This window comes from Actinosynnema sp. CS-041913 (genome assembly GCF_050942485.1).
Taxonomy (GTDB): domain Bacteria; phylum Actinomycetota; class Actinomycetes; order Mycobacteriales; family Pseudonocardiaceae; genus Actinosynnema.
Window position 1 is genome coordinate 6,437,681 of record NZ_CP192037.1, and the last position, 14,275, is coordinate 6,451,955.

Sequence of the window (14,275 nt, forward strand, 5' to 3'; positions counted from 1 at the left end):
GGCTCGACGCGTCCCCCTGCCGACGCCTTCGCTCCCCCGGCCCGAGGCCAGTCCACAGTAGACGGTCAGCCGGGGCTGGACCGGCCGTGCCGCCAGTAGCCGACGAAGGTGATGTCCGCTTTGGCCACACCGCGGTCGTTCACCAGGTGACGGCGCAGGCCGCCGGCCAGCTTGGCTTCGCCCGCGACCCAGGTGTAGAACCGGCCCGGCCGCAGCGGCGACCGCCGGACCGCGTCGAGAGCCGACATTCCGGGCCGGCTGTCCGCACCGTCACGGGCCAGCCAGTGCACGCGCACCCCTTGGGGTACTGCGATGTCGGGCCGGATGTCCGCCGTCTCCGGCACCTCCAGGAACACCTCCGCGATCAGCGACGCCGGGGCACCTTCGAGGATGGCCAGGATCGCCGGCACCGCGCTCTCCTCCCCGACCAGTAGCTGCCAGGGCACCTGGTCCGGCGGCAGGTAGGTCGTGCCCATGTCGAAGATGCCCGCCGGGTCGCCCGGCTTGGCGCGCCGGGCCCATTCGGAGGCCGGCGCGTCACCGTGCAGCGCGAACTCGATGTCGACCTCGTTCACCTCCGGTCGGGTCCGCCGGATGGTGAAGTTGCGCACCCGGGGGCGGCTCGACTTGGGCATCAGGAGAAGCTGCGCCATCCACGCCTCGGTGGAGAGGGTCGGCATCCGCAGCCCGGTCTGCCCGTCACGGGGGAAGAACAGGCGCACGGTCTGGTCGCGGCCAGTGGGTCGCAGGTGCGCCAGCTCGGGTCCGCCGAGCGTGACGGTCGTGAAGTTGGGGCTGAGCCTGGTGTTGGCGACCACCTCCAGCGTGATCATCCTGCGGGTCTCGGGTGTCTGCACCTTGGGCAGCATTGGATTCCTGGCTTTCCGGTCAGAGGTCCACGACGAGCCGGGGTGACAGCGCGCGGGACACACAGGCGTACATGCGGCCCGCCGCGTCCGCCGCGGGTAGGCGTCATGAACGGCTGCTCCTGGGTAGAGACATGCGGCGAATTCGTGCTCCCGCGACCTTTGACCCATCACGTTGTCGCAGGTCATAACACTATTATGAGCAATTGCTCGCTTCGCGCGCCACTCGCTTTCACGCTGCCGCCCGGTGGTGCCATGACGTCGGACAAGCACCGGCTCCACCCGCGCAAACAGCCCCGCCAGGTGCGGGCCGAACTCACCAGGCGGCGCATCCTCACCGCACTGCTCACGTTTTCGCCGAGCACGGGTACGCCGCCGGCTCGAAGACGAACTCACGGCCATGCCCGCCCGCTACCTCACCGCCGCGACCTGCCTGACCACACCGCTATAGTTGACACTGACTAATCAAGCATGGATAGTCAGTCCTGACTACAGGAGGACGGATGGCGAGCAAGCGCAAGGTCGGCAACCTGCTGGCCCTGGCGGTGCTGAGCTACCTGGTCAGGCAGCCCGCACACCCCTACGAGCTGAGCCGGATGCTGCGCGAGCACGGGGACGCGCGCAGCATCAAGTTCACGCACGGCTCGCTGTACATGGTGGTCGGGCAGCTCGCCAAAGCCGGGTTCATCGCCGAGCACGAGACGTCCCGCGAGGGCCACCGCCCCGAGCGCACGGTCTACGCGCTCACGCCGGCGGGCCGGGCCGAGTTGCGGGACTGGCTGCGGGAACTGGTCGCCGAGCCGCGGCACGAGTACCCGCAGTTCGTCGCGGCGCTGTCGCTGATCGGCGCGCTCCCGCCGGACGAGGTGGTGGAACTGCTCACCGGCCGGCTCGCGCGGCTCGCGGAACAGCGGGTCGAGATCCGCGGGCTGATCGACGACACCGACGTCCACCCGCTCTTCCTGGTGGAAGAGGAGTACCGACTGGCCCTGCTGGACGCCGAGGCGGCGTTCGTCCGGGGCTTCATCGAACGGATCGAGCACCCGGACAGCGGGTGGGGCCCGATGTGGGCCGAGTTCCACAGGAAACCGGAGGGGACATGACCGCGTTGGTGATCGGCGGCGGCATCGGCGGCCCGGTGGCCGCGATGGCGTTGCGGCAGGCGGGGATCGAGGCGACCGTCTTCGAGGCGTACGACCGCACCGCCGAGGGCGTGGGCGGCGCGCTGAGCATCGCGCCGAACGGGCTGCGGGCGTTGCGCGTGATCGGGCTGGACGAGGCGGTGCGCGCCATCGGCACGCCGATCACCGCCATGGCCATGCAGAGCTGGACCGGCAAGACGCTGGGCGCGTTCACCAGCGACCCGGCGCAACTCCTGGTGTGGCGGCAGGACCTCTACCGCGTGCTGAGCGAGGAGGCCGCGCGACGCGGCGTCGAAACCGTGCTGGGCAAGCGTTTGGTCGACGCCGTGTCGTCGCCCGACGGGGTGCGGGCGCGGTTCGCGGACGGCTCGGTGGCGCGCGGCGACATCCTGATCGGCGCGGACGGCATCCGTTCCACGGTGCGCGGGCTGGTCGACCCGGCCGCGCCGCGGCCCCGGTACGCGGGCCTGCTCGGGTTCGGGGCGAACGTCGCCGACACGGGTCTGCCGTCGACCCGGGGCCGGATGAACCTGGTCTTCGGCAAGCGGGCGTTCTTCGGCTACCAGGTGCTGGACGACTCGTCCGGCGGCTGGTTCGCCAACCTGCCGCGGCGCACCCCGGTGTCGGCGGCGGAAGTCCGCGCCACCGGCCCGGCGGAGTGGCTGGACATCCTGCGCGCGGCGTTCGCCGACGACCGCACGCCCGCCGTGGCGATGATCGACCGGGCGTCGCCGGACGAGCTGGTCGTGACCGGCCCGCTGGAGGACATCCCGTCGGTGCCGACGTGGAGCCGGGACCGGATGGTGCTGGTCGGCGACGCGGCGCACGCCACGTCCCCCAGTTCGGGGCAGGGCGCGTCGCTGGCCATCGAGAGCGCGGTCGAACTGGCCCGCTGTCTGCGCGACCTGCCGCACCCGCAAGCGTTCCGGACTTATGAAGGCCTGCGGCGCGAACGGGTGGAACGCATCATCGCCATGGCGGCGCGCACGAACCAGAACAAGGCGGCCGGACCCGTCGTGCGGGTGATCCGTGATCTGGTGATGCCGGTGGCGATGAAGTTCGGCAATCCCGCGAAGTACACCTGGCAGTTCGACCACAGCATCGACTGGGAATCATCTTTGGTGACCGCCTAGGAAATCGCGATGTCACCGGTTCGCGGTGGTGTGGGCGATATATGTTGCGCGGGTTGCGGTCCGCGTACGTGAGGCGAGACCGAGAACGCTGCGGCGGTCCGTTCGCAGGCGGGCCACGAGACCGATCACGGTTGCCGATACGAGTACCCAACCGGTGTGACCGGTCGAGGTGAGCAACAGGACCGGCAGCCACCACACGGCGAAGCGGAGCACGATCGCGGGTCGTGGCGCGGGGTTGCCGTCGGCGTCCAGCACCGCCAGGTGGAACACGAACTGGCCGGGGGTCGCGCGGTCGGCGCGCAGCAGCGGCACGACGAGCGTGCAGGTGATCAGCACGGCCGCGCCGAGGGCGACGCCGAACCAGCGCGTGCCGGCCAGGTCGCGCAGCCGGCCGCCGGCCAAGGACAACGCCGCCTGGCAGGCGAACTGGGTCAGGCCGATGGTGAGCAGGTCGCCGGCGAACGCCAAACCTCGGCGGGGCAGGCCCGGCGGGGCGGTGTCGTCGGTCGGTTCGGACACGGCGGGTGGCAGCACGCCGGCCAGGAGTCGGGCGAGCAGCCAGCCCAGGACGCCACCCAGCGTGTTGGTCATCAGGTCGTCCACGTCGGCCAGCCGGTAGGGGCACGGGTAGAGGCCGAAGACCGCCGTGCCCTGCGTGATCTCGACGCAGAGGGAGGTCGCCAGGGCCAGCGCGGTCGCGGCGGGCAGACCTCGGTGGAAGCGGTAGCGGAGCAGGAAACCCAAGGGGGCGAACAGGATTACGTTCAGCAGCACCTGCTGGAGGGCGGGACCGCCGGCGCGGACGATGTCGTCCAGCGACGCGAACGGGCGGAGCTGCCAGTCGTCGATCAGGCGCCGGTCGGCGCAGAAGTCCGGCGTCACCACCGGCAGGGGGAACAGCGTGAAGGCCACCAGGCCGCAGGCGTAGAGGACGCCGGCCGCGGCCACGAACGCCGACCAGCCGCGCAGCTTGCCGAACAAGCGGTACTGGCGGTGCACCCAGGGGAGCACCGCCAGCGGTACCACCAGTGCGAACAGGATGAGCGTGATGATCGATTCGCTCATCCGAACCGACACGCGCTAAGCCTCCCGGATTGTCGTCTGTTCTGGACTACCATTGTGGACAGTCAGTTTCGTGGTCGCCTCACTCCCGCGGTGCACGAGGTCGGTCACGTGGTGGCCGTGCGGTCTTCCGGGCAGGCGGGCGTCCCGCCCGGGTCGCACACCCGGCGTCCACGCGAAGTTTTTGTGGTGACGTGCTGATTATCGGACGCGCAGGCTCCTGAGCTGGTCGGGACGGTCCACATCGGCGCCGGTGCCGGTGCGGATCCGGTTGCCGGTGATGATGAGGTCGGGGTTGGTCAGGTGTTCCGGGTTGAGTTCGACGAGGGCCTGCCAGCCCCCTGCCACGTTCAGTTGCTCCGCGATGGAGGTGAGGGTGTCACCGGCCACGATGGTGTAGTCGCCGGCCGGGTTGTCCGCGGAAGCGGGCCGGGCCGGCGCCACCGGGGCCGCCGGGGGCTGCGGCGCGAGGTACGCCGTGCCGGTCGGAGCGGTGGTGGCGGCCGTGGCGGGCGCTGCCTTCCGGACGGGGCCGCCACGGGCGCAGTTCGGCCACGCGCCGGGGCCTTGGGTGCGGAGCACGTTCTCCGCGACGCGGATCTGTTCCTCTCGACTGGCTTCGTTCGGCATCCCGGTGCCGCCGTTGGCCTTCCAGGTGCTGGGAAGGAACTGCAGGCCGCCGTAGTAGCCGTTGCCGGTGCTGATCGACCAGTTGCCGCTGGACTCGCACTGGGCGACCGCGTCCCAGTCCAGACCGGGTTGGGCGGTCGCGGCGCCGCTCGTGAGACCGAGCAGGCAGGCGGTGGCGGCGAGGAAGAGCGCCGCCCGGCCGAGGTAGCTGGTGCCGCTGTCGGGGTTGCCTCCGTGATATCCCATGGACTCGACTCGCCGCCGCACCCGCGCCGGTCCGCGTCGCGGTCCGGCTTCCCCTGTCCGACGGCCTGGCCCTTCCGTGCGGTGACCCTGGTCCGGGAGGCCGGCGGACAGAGCTGGTGCCCGACCACCCGGTGGTGCCGTGTCCGGTCCGATCTAGGACCGGTCACGAACGGACCATAGGAACCTCCGGGCGGAACGGCGCGGCGAGCCGGCCACCGTCACCTGGATGACCAGGGGTAAGTCCACTCGAAACGGTGACTTCCGGAAACGAATGGGTGCTATCGGGTTTGGCCCGCCGACTTACCGCCGAGCACTCCGCCGAACACCGCGAAAGCGATCAACCCTCGGAAAAGAATCCTCCCGGGATTGTGCCTACTCCTTCCCCCGCGACAGCCGGGAGGGCCACCAGATCCGCCGGCCGATGTCCACCGCCAGCGCGGGCACCAGCAGCGACCGCACGATCAGGGTGTCCAGCAGCACGCCGAACGCCACGATGAACGCGATCTGCGCCAGGAACAGGATCGGCAGCACGGCCAGCGCGGAGAACGTCGCCGCGAGCACCACGCCGGCGGAGGTGATCACGCCGCCGGTGATGGTCAGGCCGCGCAGCACGCCTTCGCGCGCGCCGAGCGCCCGGGACTCCTCGCGGACCCGGGTCATCAGGAAGATGTTGTAGTCGATGCCCAGCGCCACCAGGAACACGAAGCCGAACAGCGGCACCACCGGGTCCGCGCCGGGGAAGTCGAGAATCCCGTTGAACACCAACGCGGACACGCCCATGGTGGCGCCGAAGGACAGCACGACGGTCGCGATCAGCAGCAGCGGCGCGAGCAGTGAGCGCAGCAGCAGGGCCAACACCAGGAAGATGACCAGCAGCACGATCGGGATGATGACCAGGCGGTCGCGCTCGGACGTCCGCTGGGTGTCGAGCTGGGTCGCGGTGGGGCCGCCGACCTTGGCGTCCGCGTCGGGCACGGCCCGCACGGCGTCCCGCAGCCGTTGCACGGTGGCGACGGCGGCCTCGGAGTCGGCCGGGTCGTCGAGCACCACGTCGAACCGTGCCAGCCCACCGGTTTCGCCCTTCGGCTCCACTGTGGACACTCCGGCGACGTCGGCCGCCCGCGCGACCGCCTCGCCCTGATCGGCACGCGCCAGGACGACGGTGGGCGCGCCGCTGCCGCCGGGGAAGTGCCGGGACAGCAACTCCTGGCCCGCGACGGAGTCCACGTCGTTGAGGAAGACGTCGGACTGGGCGGTGCCGGATGCCTTGAGCTGCGGCACGAACGCCACGCCGACCAGCAGCACCAGCGTGGTGGCGACCCACGTCAGCCGGGGGCGGGCGGAGATCAGGCGGGCCACGCGCGCCCACAGCCCACCGGCTTCCGGGTGCGGCGAGCCGAACGTCGGGCGCTTCGGCCAGAACGCCGTGCGCCCGAGCAGCACGAGCACGGCGGGCAGGAACGTGGTGGAGGCGAGCAGCGCCGCGCCGATGCCGATGGCGGCCACCGGGCCGAGGCCCTTGTTCGAGGCGAGGTCGCTGAACAGCAGGCACAGCACGCCGAGCACGACGGTGCCGGCGGACGCGGCGATGGGTTCGACGGTGGCCCGCCACGCGGTCCGCATGGCCCGGTAGCGGTCCTCGGTGTCGCGCAGTTCCTCGCGGAACCGGGAGACCAGCAGCAGCGCGTAGTCCGTGGCCGCGCCGAAGACGAGGATGGACAGGATGCCCTGGCTCTGGCCGTTGAGGTCGAGCACGTCGTGGTCGGCCAGCAGGTAGACGGCGAGGCTGGCCGCGCCGAGGGCGAACCCGCCGGACAGCAGCACGACCAGCGGCAGCAGCGGGCTCCGGTAGACCAGCACCAGGATCAGGGCCACCACCGCGCCGGCGACCAGCAGGAGCAGCCCGTCGATGCCGCCGAACGCCTCCTTGAGGTCGGCGATCTGCGCGGCCGGTCCGGCGACCAGCACGGTGAGCCCGTCGGGCGGGTCGGCGAGTGCGGCCCGCAGGTCCGCCACCGCGTCGGCCGGATCGGCGGCGTCGACCGCGACCAGCACCTGCGCGGCCTGGTCGTCCTGCCGGGAGGGGATGACCGGCGACGCCTGGCCCGGGTACGCGATGCCGGCCAGGTAGGCGCGGTCGGCCTCCGTCATGCCGGATGGGCGCTCGGCCACCACAATGGCGGGGAGGCTGCGCTGGTCGCCGAACGCCTTGAGCCGCTCGGCCACTTCGGTGGCCTCGGCCGAGGCGGGCAGGAACGCGGTGCTGTCGTTGACCGCGACCTGGCTGAGCTTGCCGGTGTACGGGCCGGCGAACCCGCCCAGGGCCAGCCAGGCGACGGCGATCAGGGCGGGCAGTAGCCATCGGGCGCGCACGGGAGAATGACCTCCGGGACAGCAGGTGCTTCGATGATCTGATAATTCGATCATCGAAATAGTAACCGGAGGACGGATGGTCGACAACGCGGCGCTGGTGCGGCTGCTGCGGCAGCTCATCGTGGAGTCCGACCACTTCGTCAGCCTGTTCGGCGAGGTGCAGGGCATGCACCGCACAGACCTCAACGCGCTGGCCCTGATCATGGACGCGAAGTGGCGCGGCGGCGAGCCGCTGACGCCGGGGAGGCTGGCCGAGGCCATGCACCTGAGCGCGTCGGCGACGACGTCCGTGCTGGACCGGCTGGAGTCCTCGGGCCACGTCGTGCGGACCCGCAGCACCCGTGACCGGCGGAAGGTCGAGCTGCGGGTGCCGGACCAGGCGCTGAGCCTGGGGCGGCGGTTCTTCACGCCGCTGGACGGGGCGTTCGGCGAGGCGTGGGCCGGGTTCAGCGACGCGGAGAAGGCCACGATCGCGCGGTTCCTCGCGGCGAGCATCGAGGCGACGGTCGCGGTGCGCGGGGAGTTCGCCGCGTTCCGGAAGTCCGCCGACGCGAGGCAGGGCACACCGGACTGACCACGGTCGATCACCCGGTGTCACGAGTGGTCACCCAGGCGGTTCGAGTAATTCACCCGGTGACGAAAAAAGTGGCTATGATCGAACCGGTGAGGATCCTCTTTTCGAGCCTCGGCTCGCACGGACACACCTACCCACTCCTGCCCCTCGCGATCGCGGCGCGCGAGCAGGGCCATGACGTCACCTTCGCCACCACCGCGAACTTCGCCGCGGCGGTCGAGCGGCACGGCATCCGCCACCGGACGGCGGGTCTGCCGATGCGCCAGGCGTTCACCGAGGCGCACGGCGTCCACGCCCCGGAGCTGCCCAAGGAGCAGTTGCCGCCGCTGATCGCGGAGGTGTTCGGCTCGTTCCTGCCGCGCCGCAACCACGCCGAGCTGACGCCGTTCATCGCCGAATGGCGTCCCGACCTGGTGGTGCACGAGCTCGCCAACACCGGCGCCGGGCTGGCCGCGCGGGTCGCGGGCGTGCCCGCGCTCTGCCACGGCTTCGGCCGGATGTGGCAGCCCGAGGAGCTGCACCTCGGTGAGAAGCACCTGTCCCTGTTCGCCGCCGAACTCGGCGTCGACCTGTCCGCCGAGGACCCCATGCTGCTCGGCAACCCGTACCTGGACGTCTGCCCGCCTTCCGTGCAGGACAAGCGTTTCCTGGCGGCGAACGACACCATCCCGCTGCGGCCGGTGCCGTTCGCCGAGCCGGGCGAGCTGCCGTCGTGGGTGGCGGAGCACGACCGGCCGCTGGTGTACCTGACGCTGGGCACGGCGTTCGGCGATCCGGGCGTGCTGCGGTCCGCGATCACCGGGTTGTCGACGCTGGAGGGCACCCGCGTGCTGGTCGCGGCCGGGCCCACGGTGGAGGTCGGGTCGCTGGGCGAGATCCCGGACCACGTCGTCGTGCTGCCGTGGGTGCCGCAGGCGGACCTGTTGCCGCACACCGATCTCGTGGTGCACCACGGCGGTAGCGGCACGACGATGGGCGCGCTCGGCGCGGGCGTGCCGCAGCTCGCCCTGCCGCAGGGTGCGGACCAGTTCGGCAACGCGGAGGCCATCGTCGCGCACGGGCTGGGCGACCGGCTGGTGGGCGAGCAGGTGACGTCCGAGGCGGTGGCGGACCGGGCACGGCGGCTGCTGGCGGACTCGGTGGTCCGGGACGCTGCCAAGGCGGTCGCGGCGGAGGTCGCCGCCATGCCGTCGCCCGCCGAGGTGGCCGCGCGGCTGCCCGAGTACACGCGCTAGTCGACTGGGGTTCCGCGGCTCTTGGGGTGTTTCGTTTCGTTCGCCGCGGATGTTCGGAAGCTCAGGACGCGGGCATGGGCGCTCATGCCCGCGTTCGTCTTGTGTCGCGTTCGTCTCGGTGGCGTCGTGCGCTGACGGCGAACGGGCCTGACAAAGCGGCCCTGCCTCGCGCACGATGGCGTTGGAATCGGGTGACCGCTGGGAGGCCGGGTGGACGAGAGCCCGTTGGACGCCTACTCACGGGTGGTGGTCGCCGTCGCCGAGTCGGTCACACCGCACGTCGCCAGTGTGCGGATGCGGCGCGGCAGCGGGTCGGCCGTGGTGTTCACCGACGACGGCTACCTACTGACCAACGCGCACGTCGTCGGAACCGGCCGCGAGGGCGCGGTGGTGTTCGCCGACGGGGCCGAGTCGAAGTTCGACGTGGTGGGCGCGGACCCGTTGTCCGACTTGGCGGTGGTGAAGGCACACGGCGACGCTCCCCCGGCGGCGGTCTTCGGCGACGCGGACGCGTTGCGGGTGGGCCAGTTGGTCATCGCGGTGGGCAACCCGCTGGGCCTGGCCGGCTCGGTGACCGCCGGCGTGGTCAGCGCGCTGGGCCGGGCCGTGCCGGTGAGCACGGGACGGGTCGGCCGGGTGATCGAGGACGTGATCCAGACCGACGCGGCGCTCAACCCGGGCAACTCCGGCGGCGCGCTGGCGAACTCGGCGGGCGAGGTCGTCGGCATCAACACGGCGCTGGCGGGCATCGGGGTCGGGCTGGCGATCCCGATGAACACCACGACGCAACGAATCCTGTCCACGCTGATGGTCGAAGGACGGGTGCGCCGGGCGTACCTGGGCGTGGTCGGCGTGCCCGCGCCTCTGCCGGACCCGGTGGCCTTGCGGACTGGGCAGCGGGCTGGTGTGCGGCTGGTGCAGGTGATCCCCGGCGGTCCGGCCGACCAGGCTGGGTTGCACGACGGGGACCTGGTGCTGAGCGTGGCCCGGACGGAGGTCCGGGACGCGCAGGGCATCCAGAAGCAGCTCTTCGCCGAGGCGATCGGGCTTCCCTTGCCTGTGACGGTTTTGCGCAACGGCGCGATGGTGGACGTCATCGCCACGCCTGTCGAGCTGACCGCTTAGGTGTGCTTGCTCAGCGTGGAAGGCACGCGGCTTGGCACGCTGGGCGGGTCGCTGTGCGGGCGGCGTGTTGCGTTCCGGCCGTCCCCCGGCAACCCACAGGTGCATCGATGATGTGGTCCATTTGCTTGATGTTCCCGGCTTGAGCCCAGACCTGCGTGCTTCCGGAGCGCTTTGAGTCCGTGGTCCCTCTTCTGCCGTCAAGCTGCGTAAAACAAGGGGCACAACATGATCGTCGGTTTTTTGCGCAGCTTGACGGCAGAAGGGTGACCACAACGGCGGGGCGACCAGAACCTACGCAGGTCTGGGCTCAAGCCGGGGACAGCACGCAAATGGACCACATCATCGGAAGCCCTAAAGGCTGCCGGGGGACCGGACTCAGCGCAACACGCCGCCCGCAGAGCGACCCGCCCAGCGTGCCAGGTCGCGTGCTCTGTCCATGAGCCCCGACAGACTCACAGTCGGATTCCGATCCAGCGGGCGAAACCGGCGAGGGAGTCCGATCGGCGGCGGTCGTGTTCGGCGAGGGTGAGCAGTGTTTCGCGGACCTGCGGGTGGTAGCGGACCTGTTGTGGCGCGGTCCTTCTGGCCTGTTGCAGGGTCGACAGGGCTTTCTCTCGGTTCCCGTGGAGTTGCCAGCCCCGGGCCAGGTCGATCCAGTGGTGCCCGATGCGTTCCTTCGGTGTGGTGCTCGCGAAGCGGAGCCCTTGGGAGCGGTTGACCGCTTCGGTGCCGTCCTGTCGCTCCACCGCCAAGCCGACTGCCCAGATGTCGACCGAGTCGGTGTCGAACGCGAGCCGGTAGTGATCGCTTCCGGTGGTGACGTGGCGGGCCAGGTGTCGGGCTTCGGCGAGGTGGGCGTCGGAGGTGTCGGCGTCCCCGGCCCTGGCGGCGGCGAGCCCGGACTTCAGGTGCAGGACGCCGCACATGGCGTACGCCGCTTCGTCGCCGGCGGTGAGCCGGTCTTCGACGCGGGCACGTGCGTCGTCGAGGAAGGTGAGCGCGCCACGCCACTCGGCGGTCGCGATGAGCTCACCGGCCAGGTAGAAATCCGCCGCCGCGCGGGCGAGCGGGTCGCCGGATGCCGCAGCCGCCCATTCGACGCGTTCGGTGGTCAGGGAGGAGAGGTCCGGGTAGCCGAGCTTCCAGGCGACTTGCCCGGCGGCTGCGTAGGCCTCGGCGAGCAGCCCGAACAACAGCTCACGCTCACGCCCGTCCGCTTCGGCGATCGCCGCCCGGATTTCGGCGAGTAGCGCGGGCAACCCTGCTCCCAGGGTGTCCAGGGCTGCGGCGTGGCGCAATGCGGAGACCTTCGCGACCGCCTGGGTGAGTGCGGGCCGGGAACGGGGGCGGATGCCGGTTTCCGGTGGGAGCCGGTAGGCGACGATTTCCCGCCGAAGTGCGGGAATGACAGCGTGGATGCGCTGATCGGCCCGGTCCTCGACGCGGTGCGGTTGACCTTGGAGCTGCGCGTGGTCCACACCGAGCGCACGCGCGGTGGCCGCGATGAACGCGGTCAACGCCGGGGCGCGGCCTTGCTCGACGGCCTTGACCAGGCTGAGGCTGACGTTGGCGGCACGGGCAAGCTGCCGTTGGGTTCTGCCGTCGATCCTGCGGGCGAGCGCGATGCGCGCCCCGATCCGGGCGGGCGGCTGGTCAGCGGGCATGGCGCACCTGCTTCATGGGCGGAGCCTGGCGCTTCCCACCGTACAACGGCGGTGACGCCACCCGCCTGTTGAATTCAGTCTCGCCGGCGGCACGTTGGACTCCCACTCGTCGTGACGCTCGACGGCTCGCGACCCGTGCGCCCAAGGACTATCCGGACGAGCTGCGTCCACGGCAACAGGGCGCAAGACAGCCCAGCCGGAGACCGCTCCGCAGGGAACGGCCCCCGGCCGACTGGAGTGTCAGGCTCCAGCTCTCAACGCCACTAGAGCGTCAAGGTCCAGGTGTCGATGGTGCCGACGTCGTTGCGCGCCACGTCCTGCACGCTGAGCTTCCACGTGCCGTTGCGCGTCTCGGACGTCAGGTTGGCCGTGTAGGTCGCGTCCACGTTGTCCGCGCTGTCGCTGCCGCTGGAGTTCTTCAACCGGTAGGAGGAACCGTCCGGCGCGATCAGGTCGATCACCAGGTCACCGCGGTAGGTGTGCTTGATGTGCACCTCCACCTTGCTGCTCGCCGAAGCGGTGCCGGTGCAGCCGGAGAACGTGACCGAGCTGGTCACCGCCGCGCCGACGTCCGGGATCGCGACGTCGGTAGCGCTGGTCTGCGGGGAGCAGTCCGCCGCGGCCACGGTCCAGGTGAACGTGGTGCTGCCGGAGCCGCCCGCCGACGCGGTGGCCGTCGCCGTCACGTTGTAGGTGCCGGGGGTGGTCGCCGTGCCGCTGATCAGGCCGGTGGACGAGCCGATGGTCAGGCCCGCGGGCAGGCCGGTGGCCGTCCAGGTGTACGGGGCCGTGCCGCCGGACGCGGTGAGCTGGAGGTTCGCGCTGCCGCCGACCGCCGTCGTCTGGTTGCCGGGGTTGGGCACGGTCACCGCGCCGGTGCCGCCCTTGTTGACGCGCAGCAGGAGGTTCGGGGTGCCGGTGCCGGGGCTGGTGATCTTGCCAGGCGTCGCCGCCGCGGTGATCGCGGTGTGCACCTCGGCCGGGGTCTTCGCGGGGTTGTCCGCCAGGTACAGCGCGACCGCGCCCGCCACGTGCGGCGAGGCCATCGACGTGCCGCTCATCGACGCCGAGCCCGAGTTGTTCGAGTGCGACGCCGAGACGATGTCCTGGCCGGGCGCGAACAGGTCGCTGCACCTGCCGAAGCTGGAGAACGACGCGCGTGCGTCGCTGCGCGCCGAGGCCGCGACGTTGATCGTCTCGGTCACCCGCTGCGGCGAGTACTTGCACGAGTCGTCGTTGAAGTTGCCCGCCGCCACGACGTACGAGATGCCCTTGGCGATGGACGCCTTCACGGCGTTGTCCAGCACGCGGCTGGGCTCGTTGGCCGTGCCGGTGTAGAGGCTCATGTTCGCCACGGCCGGGAGCACCGCGTTCGCGGTGACCCAGTCGACGCCCGCCGCCTCGGTGGACACCGAGCCGCTGCCCGCGCAGTTGAGCACCCGCACGGCCTTCAGCTTGACCTGCTTGGCCACGCCGAAGGTGTTGCCGCCGACGGTGCCCGAGACGTGCGTGCCGTGACCGTGGCAGTCCTTGCCGTTCTGGCCGTCGGAGAACGCGTCGAAGCCGGCCGTGGCGCGCCCGCCGAAGTCGGTGTGGTTGTAGTTGATGCCGGTGTCGATGACGTACGCGGTGACGTTCGACGCGCCGGTGGAGTAGCTGTACTTCTGGTTGAGCGGCAGGGAGTCCTGGTCGATCCGGTCGATGCCCCAGGACGGCGGGTTGTTCTGGTCGGTCGCCACCTGGACGGTGCGGTCCTGCTCCACGAACGACACGGCCGGGTCGGCGGCGAGGCGCTTGGCCTGCTTGGCCGACATGGTGACCGAGAAGCCCTTCAGGGCCGCGCGGTAGGTGAAGCCGATCTTGCCGCCGTAGCGGGCGACCAGGCTGTCCGCCTCGCCGCGCACCGCCGACTGCGCGAGCCCGTCGTTCTTGAGCACCACGATGTAGCTGTCGTGGACCGCGTTCGGCGCGCTCTCCGCGACGATCGGTCCTTCCTGAGCGGCGGCGGTGGCCACGCTCGGCAGGACGACCGCGGCGGCGACGGCGGCGGTGGCCGCCAGTCCCAGGCCGAGAATTCGTCCGGGCAGGGTTCGGTCTCGCATCACTGCTCCTCGGTGCAGGGCGCCCGGAACGGCCAGCCCTCGATGACCACGTTGTCCCGGGCGGGGGAATGAGCGGTGTCCGATCGGACCTCGCGAGTATTTGCCGCCACCGCGGTGCCGGAC

General features: G+C 71.0%; 11 protein-coding genes and 1 pseudogene. 6 read left to right on the forward strand and 6 right to left on the reverse strand.

The window, feature by feature from the left end:
- Positions 1-65 precede the first annotated feature (65 nt).
- On the reverse strand, positions 66-857 hold the full coding sequence (locus ACQPZF_RS28560) for a siderophore-interacting protein (protein WP_433262097.1): 792 nt from the start codon (positions 855-857) through the stop codon (positions 66-68).
- A gap of 264 nt (positions 858-1,121) precedes the next feature.
- Between ACQPZF_RS28560 and ACQPZF_RS28565 the strand changes: the two are divergent.
- From ACQPZF_RS28565 to ACQPZF_RS28575, 3 genes and pseudogenes are all read left to right on the forward strand, one after another.
- Positions 1,122-1,249, forward strand: a pseudogene (locus tag ACQPZF_RS28565) (TetR/AcrR family transcriptional regulator); the annotation flags it as partial.
- Between the two features lie 120 nt (positions 1,250-1,369).
- A complete protein-coding gene (locus tag ACQPZF_RS28570) occupies positions 1,370-1,969 on the forward strand; it encodes a PadR family transcriptional regulator (protein WP_433262099.1) in 600 nt (199 codons plus the stop codon).
- A complete protein-coding gene (locus ACQPZF_RS28575; RefSeq protein ID WP_433262101.1) occupies positions 1,966-3,141 on the forward strand; it encodes an FAD-dependent oxidoreductase in 1,176 nt (391 codons plus the stop codon). Before ACQPZF_RS28570 ends, ACQPZF_RS28575 begins: the two co-directional genes overlap by 4 nt.
- A 12-nt stretch (positions 3,142-3,153) precedes the next feature.
- Here the strand turns inward: ACQPZF_RS28575 and ACQPZF_RS28580 are convergent, their stop codons facing one another.
- The 3 genes from ACQPZF_RS28580 to ACQPZF_RS28590 all read right to left on the reverse strand — a co-directional run bounded on the left by ACQPZF_RS28580 (position 3,154) and on the right by ACQPZF_RS28590 (position 7,506).
- The gene (locus tag ACQPZF_RS28580; RefSeq protein WP_433262103.1) at positions 3,154-4,206 is read right to left on the reverse strand and encodes a VanZ family protein; all 1,053 of its coding nucleotides are present in this window, start codon (positions 4,204-4,206) and stop codon (positions 3,154-3,156) included.
- A 198-nt stretch (positions 4,207-4,404) separates the two neighbouring features.
- Positions 4,405-5,079 carry a transglycosylase family protein gene (locus tag ACQPZF_RS28585; RefSeq protein ID WP_433262105.1) on the reverse strand — a complete coding sequence of 225 codons (675 nt, stop codon included), beginning with the start codon at positions 5,077-5,079 and terminating at the stop codon, positions 4,405-4,407.
- 372 nt (positions 5,080-5,451) lie between these two features.
- A complete protein-coding gene (locus ACQPZF_RS28590; RefSeq protein WP_433262107.1) occupies positions 5,452-7,506 on the reverse strand; it encodes an MMPL family transporter in 2,055 nt (684 codons plus the stop codon).
- Positions 7,507-7,528: 22 nt separating this feature from the next.
- Between ACQPZF_RS28590 and ACQPZF_RS28595 the strand changes: the two genes are divergently transcribed.
- From ACQPZF_RS28595 to ACQPZF_RS28605, 3 genes are all read left to right on the forward strand, one after another.
- Complete coding sequence (locus ACQPZF_RS28595; protein WP_433262109.1) at positions 7,529-8,026, forward strand: MarR family winged helix-turn-helix transcriptional regulator; 498 nt, start codon at positions 7,529-7,531, stop codon at positions 8,024-8,026.
- An 89-nt stretch (positions 8,027-8,115) separates the two neighbouring features.
- Entirely contained in the window at positions 8,116-9,261 is a 1,146-nt protein-coding gene (locus ACQPZF_RS28600; RefSeq protein WP_433262111.1) for a glycosyltransferase, read from the forward strand.
- A gap of 210 nt (positions 9,262-9,471) precedes the next feature.
- Positions 9,472-10,386: a S1C family serine protease gene (locus ACQPZF_RS28605; RefSeq protein ID WP_433262113.1), complete on the forward strand. Its 915-nt coding sequence runs from the start codon at positions 9,472-9,474 to the stop codon at positions 10,384-10,386.
- Positions 10,387-10,838: 452 nt separating this feature from the next.
- Here the strand turns inward: ACQPZF_RS28605 and ACQPZF_RS28610 are convergent, their stop codons facing one another.
- Positions 10,839-12,050, reverse strand: a complete 1,212-nt coding sequence (locus ACQPZF_RS28610) for a helix-turn-helix domain-containing protein (protein WP_433262116.1) — start codon at positions 12,048-12,050, stop codon at positions 10,839-10,841.
- A 263-nt stretch (positions 12,051-12,313) separates the two neighbouring features.
- Positions 12,314-14,152 (reverse strand): S8 family peptidase, encoded by a 1,839-nt coding sequence (locus ACQPZF_RS28615; protein WP_433262118.1) that lies wholly within the window; start codon positions 14,150-14,152, stop codon positions 12,314-12,316.
- Between the last annotated feature and the right edge of the window lie 123 nt (positions 14,153-14,275).

What these genes read in the sequence shown, in the direction of transcription:
- ACQPZF_RS28570 (WP_433262099.1), top strand. Translation starts at nt 1,370, where the DNA reads ATGGCGAGCAAGCGCAAGGTCGGCAACCTGCTGGCCCTGGCGGTGCTG.
- ACQPZF_RS28575 (WP_433262101.1), top strand. Translation starts at nt 1,966, where the DNA reads ATGACCGCGTTGGTGATCGGCGGCGGCATCGGCGGCCCGGTGGCCGCG.
- ACQPZF_RS28580 (WP_433262103.1), bottom strand. Translation starts at nt 4,206, where the DNA reads ATGAGCGAATCGATCATCACGCTCATCCTGTTCGCACTGGTGGTACCG.
- ACQPZF_RS28585 (WP_433262105.1), bottom strand. Translation starts at nt 5,079, where the DNA reads ATGGGATATCACGGAGGCAACCCCGACAGCGGCACCAGCTACCTCGGC.
- ACQPZF_RS28590 (WP_433262107.1), bottom strand. Translation starts at nt 7,506, where the DNA reads ATGATCGAATTATCAGATCATCGAAGCACCTGCTGTCCCGGAGGTCAT.
- ACQPZF_RS28595 (WP_433262109.1), top strand. Translation starts at nt 7,529, where the DNA reads ATGGTCGACAACGCGGCGCTGGTGCGGCTGCTGCGGCAGCTCATCGTG.
- ACQPZF_RS28610 (WP_433262116.1), bottom strand. Translation starts at nt 12,050, where the DNA reads ATGCCCGCTGACCAGCCGCCCGCCCGGATCGGGGCGCGCATCGCGCTC.
- ACQPZF_RS28615 (WP_433262118.1), bottom strand. Translation starts at nt 14,152, where the DNA reads ATGCGAGACCGAACCCTGCCCGGACGAATTCTCGGCCTGGGACTGGCG.